Source organism: Paenibacillus sp. PvP094 (genome assembly GCF_040546835.1).
GTDB lineage: Bacteria > Bacillota > Bacilli > Paenibacillales > Paenibacillaceae > Paenibacillus > Paenibacillus illinoisensis.
On record NZ_JBEPOM010000001.1, the window covers coordinates 5,889,951 to 5,910,250 of the forward strand.

15 protein-coding genes and 1 pseudogene are annotated in these 20,300 nt (G+C 47.8%); 4 read left to right on the plus strand and 12 right to left on the minus strand.

The features are described 5' to 3' along the window. Positions 1 to 102 precede the first annotated feature (102 nt). The 9 genes from ABIC22_RS26605 to ABIC22_RS26645 all read right to left on the minus strand — a co-directional run bounded on the left by ABIC22_RS26605 (position 103) and on the right by ABIC22_RS26645 (position 12,411). Positions 103 to 756, minus strand: a complete 654-nt coding sequence (locus ABIC22_RS26605; protein ID WP_354485039.1) for a carboxylesterase family protein — start codon at positions 754 to 756, stop codon at positions 103 to 105. A 16-nt stretch (positions 757 to 772) separates the two neighbouring features. After that, positions 773 to 1,789 carry an SDR family oxidoreductase gene (locus ABIC22_RS26610; RefSeq protein ID WP_154893394.1) on the minus strand — a complete coding sequence of 339 codons (1,017 nt, stop codon included), beginning with the start codon at positions 1,787 to 1,789 and terminating at the stop codon, positions 773 to 775. A 97-nt stretch (positions 1,790 to 1,886) separates the two neighbouring features. Next, positions 1,887 to 2,312, minus strand: a complete 426-nt coding sequence (locus tag ABIC22_RS26615) for a cupredoxin domain-containing protein (RefSeq protein WP_095358366.1) — start codon at positions 2,310 to 2,312, stop codon at positions 1,887 to 1,889. Between the two features lie 229 nt (positions 2,313 to 2,541). Further along, positions 2,542 to 3,489 carry an EamA family transporter gene (locus ABIC22_RS26620; protein WP_127536025.1) on the minus strand — a complete coding sequence of 316 codons (948 nt, stop codon included), beginning with the start codon at positions 3,487 to 3,489 and terminating at the stop codon, positions 2,542 to 2,544. A gap of 340 nt (positions 3,490 to 3,829) precedes the next feature. Then, complete coding sequence (locus ABIC22_RS26625; RefSeq protein ID WP_354485042.1) at positions 3,830 to 6,037, minus strand: DEAD/DEAH box helicase; 2,208 nt, start codon at positions 6,035 to 6,037, stop codon at positions 3,830 to 3,832. Beyond that, the gene (locus ABIC22_RS26630; protein WP_354485044.1) at positions 6,034 to 7,377 is read right to left on the minus strand and encodes an ATP-binding protein; all 1,344 of its coding nucleotides are present in this window, start codon (positions 7,375 to 7,377) and stop codon (positions 6,034 to 6,036) included. The genes ABIC22_RS26625 and ABIC22_RS26630 overlap by 4 nt, the downstream gene beginning before the upstream one ends. A 7-nt stretch (positions 7,378 to 7,384) precedes the next feature. Beyond that, entirely contained in the window at positions 7,385 to 8,974 is a 1,590-nt protein-coding gene (locus ABIC22_RS26635) for a TerB N-terminal domain-containing protein (RefSeq protein WP_354485046.1), read from the minus strand. Positions 8,975 to 9,180: 206 nt separating this feature from the next. Beyond that, positions 9,181 to 11,724, minus strand: a complete 2,544-nt coding sequence (locus tag ABIC22_RS26640; protein WP_354485048.1) for a diguanylate cyclase domain-containing protein — start codon at positions 11,722 to 11,724, stop codon at positions 9,181 to 9,183. Positions 11,725 to 11,817: 93 nt separating this feature from the next. After that, complete coding sequence (locus tag ABIC22_RS26645) at positions 11,818 to 12,411, minus strand: biliverdin-producing heme oxygenase (RefSeq protein ID WP_127536030.1); 594 nt, start codon at positions 12,409 to 12,411, stop codon at positions 11,818 to 11,820. Positions 12,412 to 12,831: 420 nt separating this feature from the next. Here ABIC22_RS26645 and ABIC22_RS26650 point away from each other — a divergent pair, with 420 nt between their 5' ends. The 4 genes from ABIC22_RS26650 (at position 12,832) to ABIC22_RS26665 (ending at position 15,556) form a co-directional block, all read left to right on the plus strand. Further along, positions 12,832 to 13,629: a Nif3-like dinuclear metal center hexameric protein gene (locus tag ABIC22_RS26650; RefSeq protein WP_354485051.1), complete on the plus strand. Its 798-nt coding sequence runs from the start codon at positions 12,832 to 12,834 to the stop codon at positions 13,627 to 13,629. Between the two features lie 254 nt (positions 13,630 to 13,883). Continuing rightward, entirely contained in the window at positions 13,884 to 14,309 is a 426-nt protein-coding gene (locus ABIC22_RS26655; protein WP_110822416.1) for a DMT family transporter, read from the plus strand. 45 nt (positions 14,310 to 14,354) lie between these two features. Then, the gene (locus tag ABIC22_RS26660; RefSeq protein WP_354485053.1) at positions 14,355 to 15,053 is read left to right on the plus strand and encodes a Crp/Fnr family transcriptional regulator; all 699 of its coding nucleotides are present in this window, start codon (positions 14,355 to 14,357) and stop codon (positions 15,051 to 15,053) included. Between the two features lie 17 nt (positions 15,054 to 15,070). Next, entirely contained in the window at positions 15,071 to 15,556 is a 486-nt protein-coding gene (locus tag ABIC22_RS26665) for a DMT family transporter (protein ID WP_354486111.1), read from the plus strand. 87 nt (positions 15,557 to 15,643) lie between these two features. Here the strand turns inward: ABIC22_RS26665 and ABIC22_RS26670 are convergent, their stop codons facing one another. From ABIC22_RS26670 to ABIC22_RS26680, 3 genes and pseudogenes are all read right to left on the minus strand, one after another. Then, positions 15,644 to 16,360 (minus strand): YebC/PmpR family DNA-binding transcriptional regulator, encoded by a 717-nt coding sequence (locus ABIC22_RS26670; protein WP_127536594.1) that lies wholly within the window; start codon positions 16,358 to 16,360, stop codon positions 15,644 to 15,646. Positions 16,361 to 16,605: 245 nt separating this feature from the next. After that, positions 16,606 to 18,327 (minus strand): assimilatory sulfite reductase (NADPH) hemoprotein subunit, encoded by a 1,722-nt coding sequence (gene cysI, locus ABIC22_RS26675; protein ID WP_354485055.1) that lies wholly within the window; start codon positions 18,325 to 18,327, stop codon positions 16,606 to 16,608. Between the two features lie 50 nt (positions 18,328 to 18,377). Continuing rightward, positions 18,378 to 20,214: pseudogene (locus ABIC22_RS26680) on the minus strand (assimilatory sulfite reductase (NADPH) flavoprotein subunit). Positions 20,215 to 20,300: the final 86 nt, after the last annotated feature.

A 20,300-nucleotide genomic window follows, 5' to 3' on the forward strand; every position in this document is an offset into this window, starting at 1 on the left:
ATAGTTCATTACCCTTTTTAATCATATTAGCAACCTATTATAGCATTATTGGCAGGGTTAATGCACTCGGTGGTTCTACCAGCACGGCTGATAAATAAATGTTTACAAGGAGTGACTCAGAAACCACTTATACAGGTCAGGATTGCTGTATGTCTCATCCCAAGCATTATGGTTCCCTTCCGGATAGACGGTCAGCTTCACGTTTGCCTCCATCGCTTCAAGGGCATCCACAATTCCTTGTGATTCCGAGAGAGGAACAACATCATCCTTGGCACCGTGAAATGCCCAGATCGGCACATCACGCAAGGCTTCTGCTCTGGATGGATCGATTCCCCCGCACACAGGGGCTGTGGCAGCAAATACATGGGGATAGTCGATGGGCAGATGCCACGCCCCGTAACCACCCATGCTTAATCCGGTAAGATATACTCTCTTCGGATCTGCAGGATAGTTCTCCAGCACATGTTCAACAATGGCATGCAGAGCTTCCTTTTCCATTGCCCAGAATTCATCCTCCGGACATTGAGGTGATATGACGATAAACGGAAAGCTCTTGTCCTGATCTACAATGTTCGGAAGTCCGTTCGCTTTCACCTTATTCAAGTCACTGCCGCGTTCGCCTGATCCGTGAAGAAACAGAATAACAGGCCACTTCTGATCTGCTGGTTGGTCTTCCGTATCCGGAATGTGCAGCAAATAGTCCAATGTCAACGTTTTGGTTATTTCTTTGACGATTCGATGCCCCGTCTGGGTCATGACTGTCCCCTCACTTCTATTCTCTAATCTTCTTCAACGCTTCGTCCAGAGCTCCAACCACCTTGTCACACCAAACGTCAAATTCAGGATCTTCGGTTTGCAGCTCTGGATGATCCAGCATATAATGTATCGTTTTCCGTATTCCCTGATCCGCTCTCGTTGTTGCTACAAATTCAGGTACAAGCCTCTTGAGTTTGCTATTGTCGAATACGACCGTGTTGGCCTTATCTCCAAGCAAACCGCCGCGAAGGTCCTGATCACTGCATGCAGCCAAAAATTCCGAAGGGACATGAACCGCATTCAGCTTGACACCAAGTACTCCTGCGATAATTTCATAGATTTGGTTCCACGTCACGGACTCGTCTGAGGTAATATGTACAGACTCACCTATGGCATGGATATTCCCCATAAGACCGATAAAACCTTTGGCAAAATCACTATTATGCGTAATCGTCCATAGCGATGTGCCGTCACCGTGAATGATTACGGGTTTGCCTTCACGAATCCGCTTGAGAACCTGCCAGCTTCCTTTGGCTCCATGCACGCCAAGAGGCACAGACAGGTCACCATACGTATGGCTTGGACGTACAATCGTCACCGGAAAACCATGCTCCCGGTACTGCTTCATCAGATAGTCTTCACAAGCGATCTTATTGCGTGAATACTCCCAGTAGGGATTGGATAATGGTGTACCTTCCGTAATGCGATAGTCGGCAAGTGGTGTCTGATAGGCTGATGCCGAGCTTATAAATATGAACTGTTTGGTTTTGTCTTTAAATAAACGATAATCTCTTTCGAGCTGTGACGGGACAAAAGCGATAAAGTCTGCAACGACATCAAATTCAAGATCCGCAATAAGTTCTGCCACCCGTTCTTCATCATTGATGTCGGCCTGCAGCACATTGACTTCCGCGGGCAGATCATCATTACGATTGCCGCGATTGATCAAGTAAAGCTCACAACCCTGACTGGCGAGCTGATGCGTAATTGCAGTACTGATTGTACCCGTTCCTCCAATAAATAGCGCTTTCATTTTAGGCCACCTCCAGATGAAATGTCTCACAAGTCCATGATAGCACGCATGCAAAAGAGGAGCAAAGCCAGCTTGTCACTGACTCTGCTCCTCTCGTTTAAACGACCTTAATTGTTCCGTATATCATGTACATGCCGCAGTGAATTTCATATTCTCCAGGCTGCAAATTTTCATCAACCGTGTAGTAGTTGTCTCCTTTTTGCATGTACAAATCCATTCCCAGATCTTGTGAACCAACCGATTTCACATGGGTGACTGACCGGGTAAGAATAAAATTAATTTTAGTGGGAACTCCTGCTTTAACCTCAATCACCCCAGGCTCGAATCCGTCATTACTCACATTCACATCAATGACTTCGTATCCTTCCAATTCTTCAGACGTCTTCGCTTGTGCTGTTACCGAACTTCCTGCACCGGGAGACATATCCTTGCCCATGAAATAAACGAGAAATGATCCGAGTAATACAATAACAGCAAGGCCAAGCGTAAGCCACGGCCACATTTTCTTGATCGAGCTATTCATATCAGCATGCCTCTTTTCCTGAATTAAAAGTACAGCCTATATCATACCTTAACCTGCTGCAGATGAAAATGGCTCCTATGGGCCATGTCAGATCATACTTAGCAAGTGAGGGCTCTATATCCAACTGAAAACTTCGTTTCATAAGAAAAAGCCTGATTACTCAGGCTTCTCTACTGTTTATATTTATATCCATGATAACTCTAGCGCATCCCCGGATTACTGGGGTTCGTTAAGAGGAATACTGCGGAGCACTTCGACTCCGTTTCAGCCTCAGCTTATACAACTCTGGTAGAGCAACGCCGATCAGAACGATAATAACGCCAAGCCATTGCAGTCCGCTGACATGCTCATGAAGTACGATGGAAGATAACAACACCGCAACCGGAAGCTCTACTGCACCCAGAATGCCTGCCATATCGCCCCCAATATGAGGAACCCCAATGGCAAACAAAACTGGCGGAATGAAAGCACCGAAGAAACCGAGCAGTAATCCGAACACAAGCAGCTGGCTCCAGATCAGTCCGTTAAACAGGAATGTCGGCGGGAACAGAATGCAGAGCAGAACCAATCCGCCGGTAACCATCCACGCGCTGCGAAAGGCAGGATGTGCTGACGGGACAGCTTTGCCGCTAAACAGCACAAACAGTGAATAACTCACTGCCGCCATCAGTCCGAGTGCAATACCCAGACCGTTAAACTCGCTCAGTCCCTGCTCCAGGAAACCTGCAGCAAGGAGTGTACCTCCGAACAGAATAATCAGAGTTAGGAAGGTTACTTTGTCTGGACGTTGGCGTTTACTTACCGCCTGAATCAACACGCTAATCCAGGTAAACTGGAACAAGAGAATAATCGCGAGGGATGCGGGAATGTAACGTAATGACTGATAGTACACCAAACCTGTTATAACTGTTGGCGTTCCGGCAGCCATTAACAGTAGACGCTGCTTCCATGTCAGTCGCGTAAACACACTGGTCGCTGCTGTTTTGCTAGTCTGTGATCTGCGTTTTGTTTTAAATTTCGTATATAGTGCCAGCAACCAGGACAGGATGAACCCCGTGACCAGCTGTGAACCAACTACCTCTCCGAGTTGATATCCTTCACCGTATGCCAGCACAACTATAGTGGACAAGATGCCATAGCTCATCGCTCCAGCGAGAACGGACAAATAGTACTTCATTATGAATAAACCTCCTGATGATCGATAATACGTCCGCATGTCTAATCCATGCCAAGGTCACAGCCTGCCATCCAAACGCAAAAAATCCTAACTTCGAGCAAGGAATAAATGATATTCCTGGCATCGTAGTTAGGAAGTATAGGCTTCCCGTAGAGACCCTCGCCCTGTGTACACTTTTGGCCTGCGAGGTTATACGAAATGAAGTATGCTTTTGTGATGTTACGTATGTGACGACTTTTCATATATTACATGGCAGGTGAGATGGTGTCAACCCCATCATTCCATTGAAGATGAAATTGGACAGCTAGGGGTATCGAACGATATCATCCAGGGCATTATCTCATTCAGGAGTCTCCCAAGCCAGCGTTTGTTCCAAACCCTCCTGTAAACCTTGCAGATCCAAGCCGTCCACGGCAAAGGCTTCCCTGATCAATGCAGGTGCCACAAATTCATCGTATTTGCCTAGATACGGGGCCTCGTCTTCCGCCAGCAGTCCTGAAGCATCCTCAACGGTTCGGCATTCGCTCATAATCTCTGCCAGAAGTGTTCGTGCATCCACTTTACCAGAGACGACAAAATAATAAGGCTCCATGGGCACGACAGAACGCAGTGCAAATCGATCGGACAGATTATGCTTCATCAATCGTTCCAGTGTTCGAAACGATTTGCTTCCCACCCAAGGGAGAACGTACAGGGAATCACCGCCAGCCGGAATAACCACCTGCTTCAGCAATCCGCTTTCCCGTGCCAACCGGCGTGCACGCTCCAAGCGATTCACCGCTTGTGGAGACAGATAAGGATAGATCATTGAATCCGATAGAACCTCACGCATTTTCTGAATGACCAGCGTATGAATGTCACCCCCCGCTCCAAGCCACAGGGTGTCCACTTTGCCTTTGGCCGCCTTTACATATACGGCTTTGTGTTTATGATCCACTTCTTCCACTTTCCACAGCTTTCCTGCAAGTGAAAAGCAATAGCCAGGCGGTGGAACTGTCGTAATCGAACCGATTTCCTCTGAACCATTCAGCACCTTGTGTTCCTCATCATCTTTGAAAACCGCGTAAAATCGATAATTATTCACCGTTTTTTCGCCAGTGAGTCCAATGATTAATGTCTGTTCTTCCGTCCACTGCAGATGATCGGTTTCAATCAAATAATTTAAGAACGTCTGGTACTGATCTGCCCGGATCTGACTGAACGGCGCAAGAGACAGCACGGCATACGCGAGTTCGCGTGGCTCTGCCTCCCCCATGCTTTTTAGCATGCTCATTGTCTGATGGTAGAGAACACCCATTGGCATTTTGCGAGCCTCAAGCGGTTCGACCCATTTGGTCTTCACATACAGTTCTATGACTGCAATGGCACGCAGCAGCGTCCATGGCATGCGAGCTGGAAGCTGCGCTTCTTCATCCTCTTCTTCCGGACAAACAAATAACATTTCCGAAGCCATGTCATCCCGTCTTCCCGACCTTCCCAGACGCTGGACAAAACTCGAAGCGCTGTAAGGGGCACCGAGCTGCACAACCCGTTCCAATTCCCCGAGGTCAATACCCAGTTCCAATGTTACCGTAGCCGCAGCTACTGCCGGACCCACCCCGGTCCGCAGGGCCGCTTCCGTCTCTTCGCGAAGCATGGCTGATATGCTTCCGTGATGTACATGGAATACATCCCTTTCTTCCCGCCGTGCAGCGACTCTTCTCATTTCAAGGATGGTCACTTCGGCATCCGTTCGGCTGTTGGTGAAGATTAGCGCCTTTTTGCGATGTGTACTCTCATAGATGAAATCGTAATAGGCTTTGCGTGCGTTGTGCAGATGTTCGGCCTGCTCCTCATCCCGGGCATCAGGAAAAGAGAAATGCTCCACCCGCAAGCGCAGCTTGCGGCCGCCTGGAGAAGACACTACATCTACCCCTTCCTGCGTTCCAGCTGCCAGCCATGAAGTTGCTGCCTTATAATCACTCAGCGTCGCAGATAATCCAACTCTGCGGGGTTTGCAGCCAGCCATCCGTTCAATCCGGGCCAATTCACTCAATACCTGAATGCCCCGATCTGCTCCCATGAATGCATGGACCTCGTCAATAATAACGTACCGCAAATCATGAAACAGGGCTGGTATGGCATTGGGACGGTTCATGAGCAAACCCTCCAGCGATTCCGGTGTAATCTGGAGCACGCCGGACGGATTACGCACCAAACGTGTTTTTTCCGCTTGAGGCACATCCCCGTGCCAGTGCCACACCGGTATGTTTCCCTCAGATAGCAGATCCTTCAGACGCTCAAATTGATCATTAATCAGTGCCTTAAGTGGTCCGATGTACAGAATGCCCACCGATTTGGAAGGACGTTCATACAGCTCGGTCAGTGCAGGAAAAAAGGCTGCTTCCGTCTTGCCTGAAGCCGTTCCTGCGGCGATCAGCATATGATGCGGAGTATCGAAGCAGATATGACAAGCCTCAATCTGTGCAGGTCGGAGCGAATCCCATCTTTTTTTATAAATAAATTCCTGGACAAAAGGTGCCAGTTTGTAAAAAGGATTGTCCCTCATAATTCAAATTCCGCCAGAAAATCGTCCATCTCATCCGGAGCAGAAGATGCTGCCGTTCCTTTGCCGCCATCCTGTGGCTCGGCTGCCCGCTCCCCAAGCAATTGGGCATAGGTCACTTCCGGATTCTGGTGGAGCGTATGCAGTACATCCATAAAATCTCGCACTACTTCACGGGTTGTTAACAGCTCATCCGCCCCGAGACGGTTCACCGCCGTTTGCATGAAATCAACCAGATCTTCGTCCGTCAAGCTGGCACCGTAACCAAAATGAAGGGCATGAATCTGACGCAGCTTCTGAAACAGGATGAGAATCTCTTCATGAGATAACATCGCAAGCTTTAGAATGGGTCCTGTGTAATTCGCATATTCTCTCGCTGCATAACGACCATCGATCAGTCTGGAACGAAGCGCCTCATAACTAAACAATCCGCGTCTCTCATCCTCTACAAATTGCGGCGTACCGCCAACAAAGATGCCGAGGTGCTCCGCCTTGCCCTGCATTGTATCATTAAACATGGTCAGCAATTTCTCATAATTGCTCTGCCGAGAGATGCTATTTGTGATTTTGTACAGATTCACCGCTTCATCAATAAAGAGCAGCAATCCTTTATAACCTATACGTGCCGTAAACTCCGACCATAATTTGAAATAATCATACCAGTTGTCATCATCGATGATCACGCCGACAGCAAGTTCCTTTTTGGCTTCTGTCTTGGTGGCATACTCCCCTCTGAGCCAGCGAAGCGCAGCCTGTTTGCGATCATCATCTCCCAGCTTGTATCCGTTCCAGTACGAAGCAAGAACTTTGGCAAAATCAAAGCCGTGCACCAGGTTCTGCATTTCGTTCGTGACCGCGTAAATCTGCTTCTCCACCTCGGACGGCAGAGCAGGATCATCAGGTCGCAAGCCCTGGTTCTGCATCGTTTGCTGCTGCAGGGCAGCAATCCACTTTTGCAGGATCGGTTCAAGTGCTCCGCCATCCGGACGTGTGCGCGTGGACAGACGGGTCATCAGTTCTCGGTACGTTGCGAGTCCTTGACCTTTGGTACCTACCAATCTTCGCTCTGGGGACAGGTCTGCGTCTGCTACAACGAACTCCCGGTCCATCGCATAGTTGCGAATCATTTGTAAAAGAAAGCTTTTCCCGCTGCCGTATCTTCCTGTAATTAGTTTAAATGCTGCTCCGCCTTCGGCAATGTTATCCAAATCACGCAATATCGCGTCTACTTCAGGCTTGCGGCCGACGGCAATCTGCTCCAGTCCAATTCGCGGCACAACACCCGCTGTCAATGAATTCACCAGCGCGGTGGTCAGCCGTTTCGGTATTTTTAGTTCTGTCACTGTCCTCTCACCTCTTCACATGTTCAAATACATTCATATATTCAGAAACAATCCGGTCACTCTCGATCAGCAGGTCACCAATCGTTTCCATAGCCAGATCGTTAATTTCATCAAGCAGAAGTGCAGGCATTGTTCCATATTGTTCAGCCACAAGGTTCAGTTCAGTATCGGGGTCCTCGCTGAGCAGAGCATGAATGGCCAGCACATGCTGAGGAGCAAGCTGGTCCGCCAAGTGGGTCCACTCTTCATCCAATTCCCCGGCAATCGCTTCCTCCCACTGCAAATGGACTGGCTTATGGTTCGTTGAGACGGCTTCGAAACGTTCAGCTAACGCCTCGTCAGCCTCTCGTTCGAAAGAGTGATCCTTATTCTGTTCGGTCATGTATTTCACGGTGTCGTTCGCTTCTCCCTCAACGGCAGCCTGATGTTCAAAGGGAGTCGTTTCCTGTACCTTGTCGACATCTTCTTCAATCGTTAAAGCCTTGCGGACATATTCGCTCTCCTGCTGTAATGACGTCAGTTTCTCCGCATCAATTCGAATTATTGGTTTCTCGGCGGCATCTGCTTGTTTAGCGGCATATACCTTGTCCAAATATCGTTCGATCAAACCTGCGAGTTCAGGTTCCAGAGTCTTTCCACGCAATCGGCCTCTGAATCCGAGCAGTTCCCGGCACTTGTTTTCGGTACATCGAAAGACGCGTGTAACCAATTGAACAAAATCCGAATTCTCTCCAACCGGAACATAGGATAAGGGAACCGTTTTCCCATAAAGGGTATCGTCATATACCGCTTTGCGAAACAGAACCCGCTCCGTTGTTCTCGGCTTATCCTGTATGAACTGGTCCGCGATCCCTGCCTGACGTGTTCGCAGCAGATAGGAATCGACGAGCACCATAACCTTGGGAATAACCTCTTCCAGAACTTCCTGGCCACCATCCCTATAAAATTTGCTGAGCGTGATGTCATAGTCATAATATCGCCGCAGCAGATTCAAGGAAACGTCGGAAATTCGATTCTGCAAAATCCGCTGAATCTCCATATCCTGTATCTCAGCAGGAAGATATCCGGTTGAAATGTTCAGAATCTCGGACAATGGCATATCCAGTTGATGAACCAGCTTGTAATCCACGAGCCATTCCTGCATATAAGCGTCCAGCTGTGGATTCCGGGCACGGTATTGTATCCATAACTGTTTCAGTTGATCAAAACCCGCTTGAGGATCTCTCCACCCTACTCCGTTAATCAATTCATACGTATGAACGAATACGTAGGACAGATCTGTATCCGGGAAACGTCCTTGCCTCACTTCCGACCTCCAGTACAAGTACCACTCGCGCTGGGACTCGTTCATGACACCATAAGTCGGCCAGTAGCTCATAAAGGGAACAAACGGAGCAGGATCTCCCTCCATTTTTTCAAGCTGCCGCGCCTCTTCCACGAATCGCTTCTCCGAAGACAATATGCTGCCACCAGCACGGCTTGAATGAAATTGCCTGTAGGGAATGGTTGAACGTTCAGGCACCGGAACAGCCGAAGCTTCTGGCTCTTCGGTCAGATCGATCTCCATAAATTCCAACTGTCTTGAATGGTCTTTCATTAAAACTGTTTCACCCTCCTCCATAAATCATAATACGAACAAGTGTATCCATATGCCTCATTATAGCACTTGTCCTGTGACAATGGCGATGAGAATGCATTTTTCAAAAAAAGAAAGAATGGCGCTCAAACTGTTCTCCAGTTCAAACGCCACCCTATAATTAATCAACAGCCTTGATAAAATGAATCTGTGTCTATTGTGGGATATTATACCATGGTGATCCGATTTTTCCCTTCACTCTTGGATTGAAGCAGAGCCTGCGTTGCCTTTTCAATTAAATAAGACACGGCCAGACTCTCTTCAGGCACCATGACAGCACCGCCCACACTGACGGTAACGACTTCATCCGGGCTTGACGGGTCCCGCTGAATCTGAAGAGCAAGCACATGTTGCCTGATCTCATCTGCAAGCTGGTCAGCCTGTTCGGACGTTGTGCCCTTGAGTTTCAGCATAAACGTTCCTCCGCGCAGGCGGGAGATCAGCGCTTCATTCTGCTCACTAACGACAGCCAGCACTTCTCCAATCCATTGCAGGCAGAGATCACCGCCCTGAAGACCGTAGGTAGCATTATAGGATCGGAAATCATCGATATCAATAATCAGTAATCCCAAGCTGCATTTTTCCTGCAAACACGCATCCCAATCTTCCTGAAGCTGAGATTTAAATATGGATTGAATAGGCATCTCCGTTAATGGATCTGTATTAAGATAGTTTTGCAGCTGATTGGTTGTCTCCGTATAACCTTCCTGCTCGTGGTTGGATACTCCACTGTTCAGGACCACCATGACCGAAGGTTTGCCTGCGTGCGTCACCGAAGCAAGTGTAACTTCCAGGAGCAGGGAAGCTCCTGCAGCTGTTGTGAAATAGGACTGATTTGTGTACAAACGTGTATCATCCAATTTCAACTCCTCCAGATGCTGCTGTAAGACGGTTCTTGCATTATCGGGTACGAATTGGCTGAATTCCATGCCGTTCAGAAGCTTGGAGTTTTCATACCCCAGCAGTTCTGACGCCCTGTTATTGCAGTATATAATCTTGCCATCGGTCAACGTAAAGAAGGCTACAGGTGAGAATTCCATCAGCTGTAAATAGCGTTGTTCATTTTGTCGCAAAATACGTGCATTTTGCAGTGCCTGTTCTTCGGCCTGAACCAGCTGATTTTCCGTTTGACGACGTACAATGCTTTTGAGCAAAGGTAGCACATTCAGCTCTTTTGTTGTCCATGGATAGGAGGTGGATTGTACAACCTCTCGCCATTTTTCAAACGATTTACGCGGAGATAGACGCACACCGTCATCGGTCTTTATAACTGCTTTGGCCGGGTCCCCAGCCCAATCAACAAGCTGGATCACTTCAGGCCGGAACCAGATCATATAATGATGCTCCCCGGGTGAAATTGCAACATAAATTACGCCAGACACTTTCTCCTTGTAGGCTAACGCAGGACCGTACTCCAAACTCAGCTTGGATGTATGATAACTGTAGTCCTCTGATTTACCCGCAAGCCAAGCGGCAAGCTCACGTACTTGTTCACGTGTCGGTGTATCGCCATATAACATTAATTTGTCCTGATAGCAGATGGCAGCCCCGGAAGCACTCATGAGACCAAGTAACGTTTGCTCTTCACTCTGAAGCTCTTCCAAAATTCTGGCAGGACTGGTATTCCCGATAAATATGCTCGAAATCCGGGAAGCAGCTTCCCGCGACCTGATCTCTGCCTGATATTCATCCAGCTGTTGACGCTGGAACAATTCACTGGAGAAAAACGCACCGAGGAAGTTGCATAAGTTTCGGACACGGTGAGGTACATATCTGGCGGAGTTATGATGGCATGTAATGAGGCCCCACAGTTGATTGTCATGAATCAGAGAAATCGTTACTGTCGCCCCAACGCCCATGTTCTGTAAATATTCAATATGCAGTGGCGATACACTGCGCAGGACCGAAAGACTCAGATTGAGCGGTTTACCCGTCAAGGGCTGCAGTGTAGGGATGATCTCTACAGGTTTGTAATTGACATTAACGATGGTACGCAGCCAGTTCCGCAAATATAATTCACGTGCCTGTTTAGGAATATCCGAAGCCGGATAATGATGCCCGAGAAATGGTTCAAGCTGTTCCTCACGCGCTTCGGCAATGACCTTACCATTCCATTGCTCGTCAAATTCGTAAATCATAACCCGGTCATAACCGAGCATTTCCTTCACTTGCTCCGCTGCAATCTGACTGGCCTCAATTCGGCTGTCCGTGCTTTTAATCCGTCCAAAAAAGCGTGAGATCCACTCAAAATCATTACCTTCCATTGGTCTGCTCTCATTAGAAGGCTCCATCTCCAATATGAGCAAACCTTCGCTCTCATGGATCACCGACGTGAACACCTGATCATGTCCAGTGATGTTAATTGTGAGATCCATATATTGCAGATCTGAGGTTACAGAAGCACTGAAGCTGCGTGCAAGGATCTGGTGAAGACTTTCTCTGCCAATCAGATTTTCGAGAGGCAGACCGAGCACTTTATCGGTTTCAAGGCCGAGAAGCTCTTCTGTATTCTGACTGCATTGCACAATGGTAGGGACATTCTGGGTATTCACAGCCAAAAGCACACCATGAGGCTGAATGAAGCCGGGTATATGAATCGGTTCTTTATCGCAATTGTTTAGATCTATCGGATCATTGGTGTACACACCTTGATGAAGCAGCGTACGGTTCAGCAGATTATTATTATCTTTCCTGGACTTCGATTCGGCCATGGCCTGAAAAAAACCCCTCTCATGATATTCCAATATATAAATTTAAAAGGATTCTTTCATTACAAGTACTCGTTAATTACAAGTTTATATATCTCATTTTGTATTTATCCATTGGTCAAGCAGCCTGAAAGTTTCCGAAGCCGTATGAACCATTTCATTTTGATCTTCCTCGCTGTGAGCGAATTGAACCAGCTGCGCCATGAATTCGGCCCATCTTGTTCTGGTTTCCGAACCATAAGCATTGAAATATTCAAGTCCGCGACCCGCTTCAATCGGCAAAAACTGAGAGAGACGTTTGGTTATGATCTGCCCTCCGTTAGTAGACCCTTCAATGACGTACAGATACCCGAACAATCGTGCAGGCGAAGATATATCTGGCAATTCCTCACATCTTGGCAGCCGCTTGATATCGTCATCACTGGAACCTAAATTACGCAGGTCGTTTTCAAGCAAAATGGCTTTCCCCCGGATTCCGTAATCAAGTCCTGTATTCTCCCAAAAAGGCTGCTGCAGAGCATGTTCTTCCAGTGGTTTTAAGAAACCGTAAAATTTCTCTAGATATTCCTTATACTCTTCTAAGCTCACGGTTTGATTCATAATAGCCTTCGCATAGTCGTTCTGTTCCACTTGTCTGTGATAGTGAGCGGTCTCACTCTTTAGACGTTCCATAATGGTACTGGCTGTCATGTAATCACACCTTTCTCTACTTCCTTCATCAAGATTAAAACCAAACGAAAACCGCTTGTTTAGTGCATGTTAAAAAAGATGCCTTAATTAATCCAGATAAAGATTCTATGTAAGTATACTTTTTCTCGCAGAAGAAAACTACTTGTCCCCCGTACCGTTACCTTTGGAACGTTTTATACAGTTGTTAATGTACGTCCTCCCTCATATCTGTAGTCCATTCTCATTGTATTACGACGTGAAAAGACCCCGAATATCGTATTTGCAGGAAGCCACCATTAATTTATTTCCGCTTTTAATATTGGTCAATCTAGCAGTGCAATACACCACACGTTATTTAGCAGCAAGTTACAATGGTTAATGCTGGAATTTCATCAAAATGATACACTGAGGATATATTCTTTCACTGGAGGTATCGTATTCATGGAGGTACGTGTTCAAGAAATTATCGATCATTTGACTGCTCATGTAGAATTGCGGGATGACACGGTGGATCAGTTAATTAGCGGATCGATGGATCAACTCGTCTCGGGCATCGTTGTTGCATTCATGCCCACTCAGCAGGTCATTGAACGTGCGGTTCAACAGGGAGCCAATCTGATCATCGCCCATGAGCCCCCCTTCTATAACCACCATAGTCATACGGATTGGCTAACCGGAGATCCTGTCTATCAGACGAAGCGTAACCTCATTGATGAAGCCGGAATTGCCATTTACCGCTGTCATGATTCCATTCACCAAGTTCAACCCGACGGCATCACCGAAGGTTTAGTCCAAGCATTGGGATGGACATCCTTCCTTGAGCAGAGGAAGCCGGAAGCAGATATTCTTTCCTTTGATACAGGTATGACAGTTCAACAAATTGCAGAATATATCAAACATACACTACAGATTGAATATGTGCGCGTTGCCGGTAACTTGGAGATGACTTGCCAGCGTGCAGCGGTATTGGTTGGTTTTCGCGGTAATGGGAATCTAACCATCCCCCTGCTGCATAACGAACGATTGAACCTGATTATCGCAGGCGAGGGCTTCGAATGGGAAACACCGGAATACATACGTGATGCTGTACAGCAAGGCAGGCAGCAGGCTCTTATCATGATCGGACACGCCGAAAGCGAGTCTTCCGGGATGAAACTCCTTGCTATGAAGCTAGATCAAGCCTATCCTGAATTGCCTGTGACTTTTGTTGGAGAACAGCCTGTATATAACGTGCTTTAACTGATTTTGGCTTGATCGCTGCCCTCTGACGAAGAGGGCTTCTTTTTATTTTTCTTCAAAAAATCCTTAGTTGCTCTCTGACTGATTAAGTTTAGATTGTACGACCTCCACTTCGCTCACATGTGGATTTTTATGCTCCAATGTTGTACGCTGATGGCTATGGTTTTGGAGTTCAGGACATTTGTCCTTGGCGATCGGGGCACTTCTATCATTTAATAGAAGTCGAAGTAACACAGTGATAAGGAGCGTACAGCATGAAAGGAATTATTTTTGCATTACTCGGCGGTGCCTGCATTACGCTGCAAGGTGTGGCCAACACCCGGATTAGTACGGACATGGGTACATGGCAAGCCGCCACCATTACACAGTTTACCGGCTTTATCTTGGCAGCCATCATTCTGATGTTTGTCCGTGATGTCAATCTTCAGGGATTAAAACAAGTCAAACCTCTATATCTCGCCGGAGGAGCTTTCGGTGCGGTTATTATTTTCAGTGAAGTGTCTGCCATTCAACAAATTGGGGTAACCTTCACGATCTCTGCGCTGCTGATTGCACAGCTGTTCCTGACTTTTCTGGTCGACAGCAACGGGTGGTTTGGTGTTGTGAAGCAGAAGATGAAGCTGCCGCAATTTCTAGGCATAGCGCTCATGATTACGGGTGTTATTATTATGAAACTGTAGTTTCTTTTTAGTTTGCACAAGAACAGGTCGGGGGCGAAGTACTTTATGGAAGAAGTCCATGATGAAAATCAATTGTTAAACTACTTGAAGCAGTACCAGCTCGAAACGGTATTTCCCGAGCCCCTGCGTCCATTGATGACCGTATGTCATTTTGAAAAATGTGAATTGATCTGCCGCCAGGGTGAAGCATCCGAATACTTATATGTGCTGGTAGAAGGCAAAATCAAGATTTTTACGACGTCCGCCCAGGACAAAACACTCGTGCTCTGCTTCAAAACCCCACTTGAAGTTGTTGGAGACGTGGAGTATGTCCGGGAAAGCCCTATCATTAATACCGTGCAGGCTGTCACACCTGTCGTCATGCTGCGTATCCACTACCGGCACCTGGCCGAACATGCAGGCGACTATGCCCCTTTGCTTAAATTTTTGCTAAAGATCATTTCTCATAAGTTCTACATCGATTCAAACTTCTCAAGCTTCAACCTGATGTACCCGGTTGAGGTACGGTTAGCCAGCTACCTGCTGTCCATCTCCACCGAGGAGGCAGGTGCCGTCGTACATGAGGGGCTGGATTCATTCAATCTGACGGACATTGCCAATCTGATCGGCACAAGCTACCGGCATCTAAACCGGGTCATTCAGAAGCTGTGTACAGACGGGTTCATTGAACGCAACCAAGGTTTTATCCAGGTCAAGGATCGAGCCGGTTTGCGTCAAATTGCAGGCCACAACATCTATGAATAAGGAGATTACAGCTAATGATTGTTACGGGTATTTTGCTCGCATTACTTGCAGGTTCACTCGTCAGTCTGCAAACCGTTTTTAATAGTAAAGTCAATGAAAAAACCGGGTCATGGTCCACGACAACCATGGTTCTTTTCACAGGATTTCTTGCCTCATTCCTGATTTCAATACTGGTAGAAGGCAAAAACACGTTCAGCTTTCAGCATATGCAGCCATGGTATTGGGTTAGTGGTGCTATCGGGGTAGGCGTCGTATTCTGTCTCGTTCAGGGAATGAAGCTGCTCGGGCCTACCTTTGCCATATCCATTGTCCTGACCTCCCAGCTGAGTTTTGCTCTCTTGTTTGATTCGATGGGTTGGCTTGGGCTGGAGAAGATCCCCTTCTCCTGGAATCAGCTGCTCGGGGTGCTTGTAATCGTGGGAGGAATTGTACTGTTCAAATTTGGCGGCAGTAAAAACAATACAGCGGAGAAACCTCGCCCTGCTCTGCGGTCCGATTCTTAATTACACATGCAAAAAAAGAGTGTCCTGCCATCATCAAGATGGACTGGACACTCTTTTTCTTATAGGTATAAGCATATGCAAGTAGTCTTATACAAACTCTACGTTGTGGTACACTTGCTGAACATCTTCAAGGTCTTCGAGGGCATCAATCAATTTTTCGAATTGAGCCTGTGCATCCTCAGGAAGTTCAATATGGTTTTGCGCCAGCATGGTCAGCTCGGCTACAGTGAACTCGGTGACACCAGCAGCTTTGAATGCTTCCTGTACGGCATGGAATTGGTCTGGCTCCGCGTATACGATCACGGCTTCATCCTCATCCACGATATCCCGCACATCCACGTCTGCTTCGAGCAGGATTTCCAGCACTTCTTCAGCGTTTTTGCCTTCTACGCCGATGACCGCAGTTGGATCAAACATGTAAGCAACCGAACCGCTGACACCCATGTTCCCGCCGTTTTTGTTAAATGCGGAACGAACTTCAGGCGCTGTCCGGTTCACATTGTTGGTAAGTGCATCCACGATGACCATCGCACCATTCGGTCCAAAGCCTTCATAACGCAGCTCTTCATAGTTCTCGTCCCCGCTGCCTTTGGCCTTTTCCATCGCGCGATCGATAATCGCTTTTGGTACATTATACGTTTTCGCACGTTCCAGCACGACTTTCAGCGCGCGGTTTGCCTCCGGGTCTGGTTCACCCTTCTTGGCAGCTACATAAATCTCAACGCCGAACTTGGCATAAACCCGGCTTGTATTTGCATCTTTTGAAGCTTTTTTTTCCTTAATATTATTCCACTTACGACCCATATCGTTTCCGCTCACTTTCAACATGTAATCTGCATTCTACCTAGTTATTATATCTTGTTGAGACTGCTTCAACAAGTTCAGTATGACGAAATAATGGTAATGTTCATAGCAAACGGTCTTCAGATGCAGCCTAAAACGTCATCCTACCTTTCATTAACCTTTTCGCCGAATACCAGTTCAATCAACGACGAATCTAGCACAAAGAGCATTCCCACAGGAATGCTCTTCTAACGAACGCAATTCAATCAGGCATGAAACTGCTGGCCGTCCAGCACTTCAGGCACATAACCGGCACGAATAACAAAATCACCGAAATGTTCCCCTTCATGACGTTCTCTCGCATACTGATGCACCATTGGAGTCAACGTATCCAGAATCTCTGCTTCACCAATATTTTCTTTGTAAAGCTTGTTTAGACGATGACCCGTAAAACTGCCACCCAGATACATATTGTATTTGCCCGGAGCCTTCCCAATAAACGAAATCTCGGCGAGCATTGGACGCGCACACCCGTTAGGGCATCCTGTCATGCGAATGACGATCTCTTCGTCTCTCAGCCCTGCTTCATCCAGAACTGGTTCCAGCTTGTCGATCAGGGACGGCAGGTAGCGCTCGGACTCTGCCATGGCAAGACCACAGGTAGGCAGTGCCACACACGCCATGGAGCTTCGACGCAGTGCAGAATAATGAGCACCATCCGTAAGATTATACTGCTGAATCATCGCTTCGATTTTTTTCTTCTTCTGACTGCTGATGTCCCCGATAATCAGGTTTTGGTTGGCTGTCAGCCGGAAATCGCCATTATGAATCTTGGCAATTTCGCGCAACCCCGTCATAAGCGGATAGCCGTCGATATCTTTTACCCGTCCGTTTTGGATAAACAACGTATAATGCCATCTGCCATTGCTGCCTTTGACCCAGCCGTAACGATCTCCGTTATGATCAAAATGGTAAGCACGTGCTGCTTCCAAGCTCCAGCCCAGGCGGTTCGTCAATTCCTCCACGAACCAGGCGAGCCCGCGGTCATCGATGGTATATTTGAAGCGTGCATGCTTCCGTACTGCACGATCTCCATAGTCCCGCTGAATCGTGACCGTTTTCTCCGCAACATCAATCATTTGCTCCGGTGTGCAGAAGCCGATGACTTTGGACACTTGTGGATACGTCTTCGGATCACCATGCGACATCCCCATTCCGCCGCCTACCGACACGTTGAATCCCTGCAGCTTGCCGTTCTCGACGATGGCGATAAACCCGAGATCCTGGGAAAACACATCAACATCATTCGATGGAGGAACCGCAATCCCAATCTTGAACTTCCGCGGCAGATATACTTTGCCATAGATAGGTTCCACTTCCTCGTCACTCGCTCCGGTATCGATCACTTTCTCCCCATCCAGCCACAACTCATGATATGCCCGAGTACGCGGATCCAGGTGGTTACTCACCTGACAAGCCCACTCATATACTTCTGCGTGCACATCGGACTGATTCGGGTTCGGATTACACATCACGTTCCGGTTCACATCTCCACACGCCGCAAGGGTGCTCAGCAGGGAATCGTTCACTTCACGAATTGTGTTTTTGAGATCCCATTTCAATACACCATGAAGCTGGAAAGACTGACGTGTAGTCAAGCGAATGGTTCCGTTCGCATATTTATGAGCGACTCGGTCCATCATGAGCCATTGCTCAGGAGTTACAATTCCGCCTGAAGCTCGTACACGCAGCATGAACTGGTAAGCAGGCTCAAGCTTCGACTTGTTTCGTTCGTTGCGCAGATCACGGTCATCCTGCATATAGCTCCCGTGATGCTTCATCAGCCGGTTGTCATCCTCCGGAATCGAACCGCTAATGCGGTCTGCCAGCGTTTCAGTGAGACTGCCGCGCAAGTAATCACTTTTGATCTTTATATCTTCCACATCACTATTGGCGCGCTGTGGATTCAGTAAGTTATTATAAGCCATGCTGCTTTCTCCTCTCGTCTCTGCGGGTGCCTTCATCCGGTATTTCCGAATTAATACACGTCCCGCTGATAACGTTTTTCCTGTTGCAACCTAGTCAGATACTCCGAGGCCTGCTCAGAAGTCAAACCGCCCTCTTGTTTGAGAATGGTAGCAAGTGCGCCATGAACATCATGCGCCATTTTCTTCTCATCACCGCACACATAGATAACTGCGCCTTCCTGAAGCCATTGATACAGCTCTTTGCTATTCTCCAGCATCCGATGCTGAACATATACCTTATGCTCCGTATCCCGAGAGAAGGCCACATCCATCTTGGTGAGCACGCCGTCTTTGAGCCAGCGCTGCCATTCCGTTTGATACAGGAAATCCGTGAGGAAATGTTGATCCCCGTAAAACAACCACGTTTTGCCCTGTGCTCCCGTTTCTTCACGCTCACCCAGGAACGATCTGAATGGGGCTACTCCTGTTCCAGGCCCAATCATGATGATTGGGGCATCCGGGTTCTCCGGCAATTTGAAGTTCGGGTTATGCTGAATGTACACGGGCAGGCTGTCTCCTGCCTCAATCCGCTCTGCCAGATGAACTGAACAAACTCCATAACGCTCTCTTCCGCGCACTTCGTAACGCACCGTACGCACCGTAAGATGTACTTCATCCGGGAATGACTTCGAACTGCTGGCGATGGAATATAAACGTGCAGGGATTTTACGAAGAACGGCAACAAACTCTCCCGCCGGTATGCCCTTCAGGTTATAATCCTGTACCAGATCCAGCAGATCGCAGCTGTTCATAACATTGCGGAACTCGGCATCATTTGCGAGCAAATCGGCAAGTCCACTGTCGGGACTTAGTTTTGCAAGCTCCTGGACCACAGGTTTGGTCACAGCGGTAATTTCGAAATAGCGCAGTAACGCTTCATATACCGATACCTGCTCACCGGATTTGTTCACCGTTACACGTTCATCGGCATTCCATCCCATGGCTGCAATCAGCTCATCTACCAGGTCGAGGATGATTTTCCGGGAATACGCCCAGGCTGTCTCCCGGCTCGTAATCGAGATTGGAACCTTCCAGAGACAATTCGATATGACGAGTCTCCCGATCTGATCCCCTGCCGTTCAGATTAAGATTCTCCAGCACTTCTGCCTTGAATGGATTGGTCCGATTGTATTCAGATTCCCCGCCACTCACCGCAGCGACAACAGCTTCGCTGGATAGGGTGCCCGCAGTCGCTGGCGTGCTGCTAAGGGAGGCCAGAACGTCATTCATCCATTCCGCTGCCGCTTCGTCAAAATCAACGTCACAGTCTACACGAGGAACAATTGGAGTACCACCAAGCTCCTGCAGACGCTGGTCGAAATCCTTGCCAGTTTGGCAGAAGAACTCATACGACGTATCTCCCAGCGCCAGCACGGAATATTTTAATCCATCAAGCTTCGGAGCGCGTTTGCTGTTCAGGAACTCATGAAGCGGAATCGCATTATCCGGCGGCTCGCCTTCACCATGAGTACTGACAACAATGAGCAGATTCTCAATTTTTTTCAGTCCGTTCGGTTTGAAATCTCCCATTGATGATAACGTCACCTGAAGACCTTGCTCTTCCAATTTCTTAGCCAGCTTCTTGGATAATCCGCTGGAATTCCCTGTTTGGGATCCGTAGAGTACCGTTACTTCCCGGGAAGCCGGGGGTACACTGACAGCCGATACCGCTTCCGCTTGTACATTTGATGCTGCACCTGTTCCGGCCGCTACTGCTGCGATCCCCTGAATAGCTGTTAAATATCCGCTAAGCCAAGTCTTTTGTGAATCGTTCAATGTAGGAATAAGACGGTTGAGCAGCTCAACCTGTTCCTGATTAAAAGGGCTGTTTGTCACTTGAAGTTCCACCATTTGCCACCTCGCGCATTGCTTCAATTTTAATTCCTACTAAAATGATCAAATTTATTTCTACTCTCTAGAAACTAACACACCGG

Bases quoted from the DNA above. Each gene is read 5' to 3' on its own strand.
- ABIC22_RS26605 (WP_354485039.1), bottom strand. From the start codon at position 756: ATGACCCAGACGGGGCATCGAATCGTCAAAGAAATAACCAAAACGTTG.
- ABIC22_RS26610 (WP_154893394.1), bottom strand. From the start codon at position 1,789: ATGAAAGCGCTATTTATTGGAGGAACGGGTACAATCAGTACTGCAATT.
- ABIC22_RS26615 (WP_095358366.1), bottom strand. From the start codon at position 2,312: ATGAATAGCTCGATCAAGAAAATGTGGCCGTGGCTTACGCTTGGCCTT.
- ABIC22_RS26620 (WP_127536025.1), bottom strand. From the start codon at position 3,489: ATGAAGTACTATTTGTCCGTTCTCGCTGGAGCGATGAGCTATGGCATC.
- ABIC22_RS26625 (WP_354485042.1), bottom strand. From the start codon at position 6,037: ATGAGGGACAATCCTTTTTACAAACTGGCACCTTTTGTCCAGGAATTT.
- ABIC22_RS26635 (WP_354485046.1), bottom strand. From the start codon at position 8,974: ATGAAAGACCATTCAAGACAGTTGGAATTTATGGAGATCGATCTGACC.
- ABIC22_RS26640 (WP_354485048.1), bottom strand. From the start codon at position 11,724: ATGGCCGAATCGAAGTCCAGGAAAGATAATAATAATCTGCTGAACCGT.
- ABIC22_RS26645 (WP_127536030.1), bottom strand. From the start codon at position 12,411: ATGACAGCCAGTACCATTATGGAACGTCTAAAGAGTGAGACCGCTCAC.
- ABIC22_RS26650 (WP_354485051.1), top strand. From the start codon at position 12,832: ATGGAGGTACGTGTTCAAGAAATTATCGATCATTTGACTGCTCATGTA.
- ABIC22_RS26655 (WP_110822416.1), top strand. From the start codon at position 13,884: ATGAAAGGAATTATTTTTGCATTACTCGGCGGTGCCTGCATTACGCTG.
- ABIC22_RS26660 (WP_354485053.1), top strand. From the start codon at position 14,355: ATGGAAGAAGTCCATGATGAAAATCAATTGTTAAACTACTTGAAGCAG.
- ABIC22_RS26670 (WP_127536594.1), bottom strand. From the start codon at position 16,360: ATGGGTCGTAAGTGGAATAATATTAAGGAAAAAAAAGCTTCAAAAGAT.
- cysI (WP_354485055.1), bottom strand. From the start codon at position 18,327: ATGGCTTATAATAACTTACTGAATCCACAGCGCGCCAATAGTGATGTG.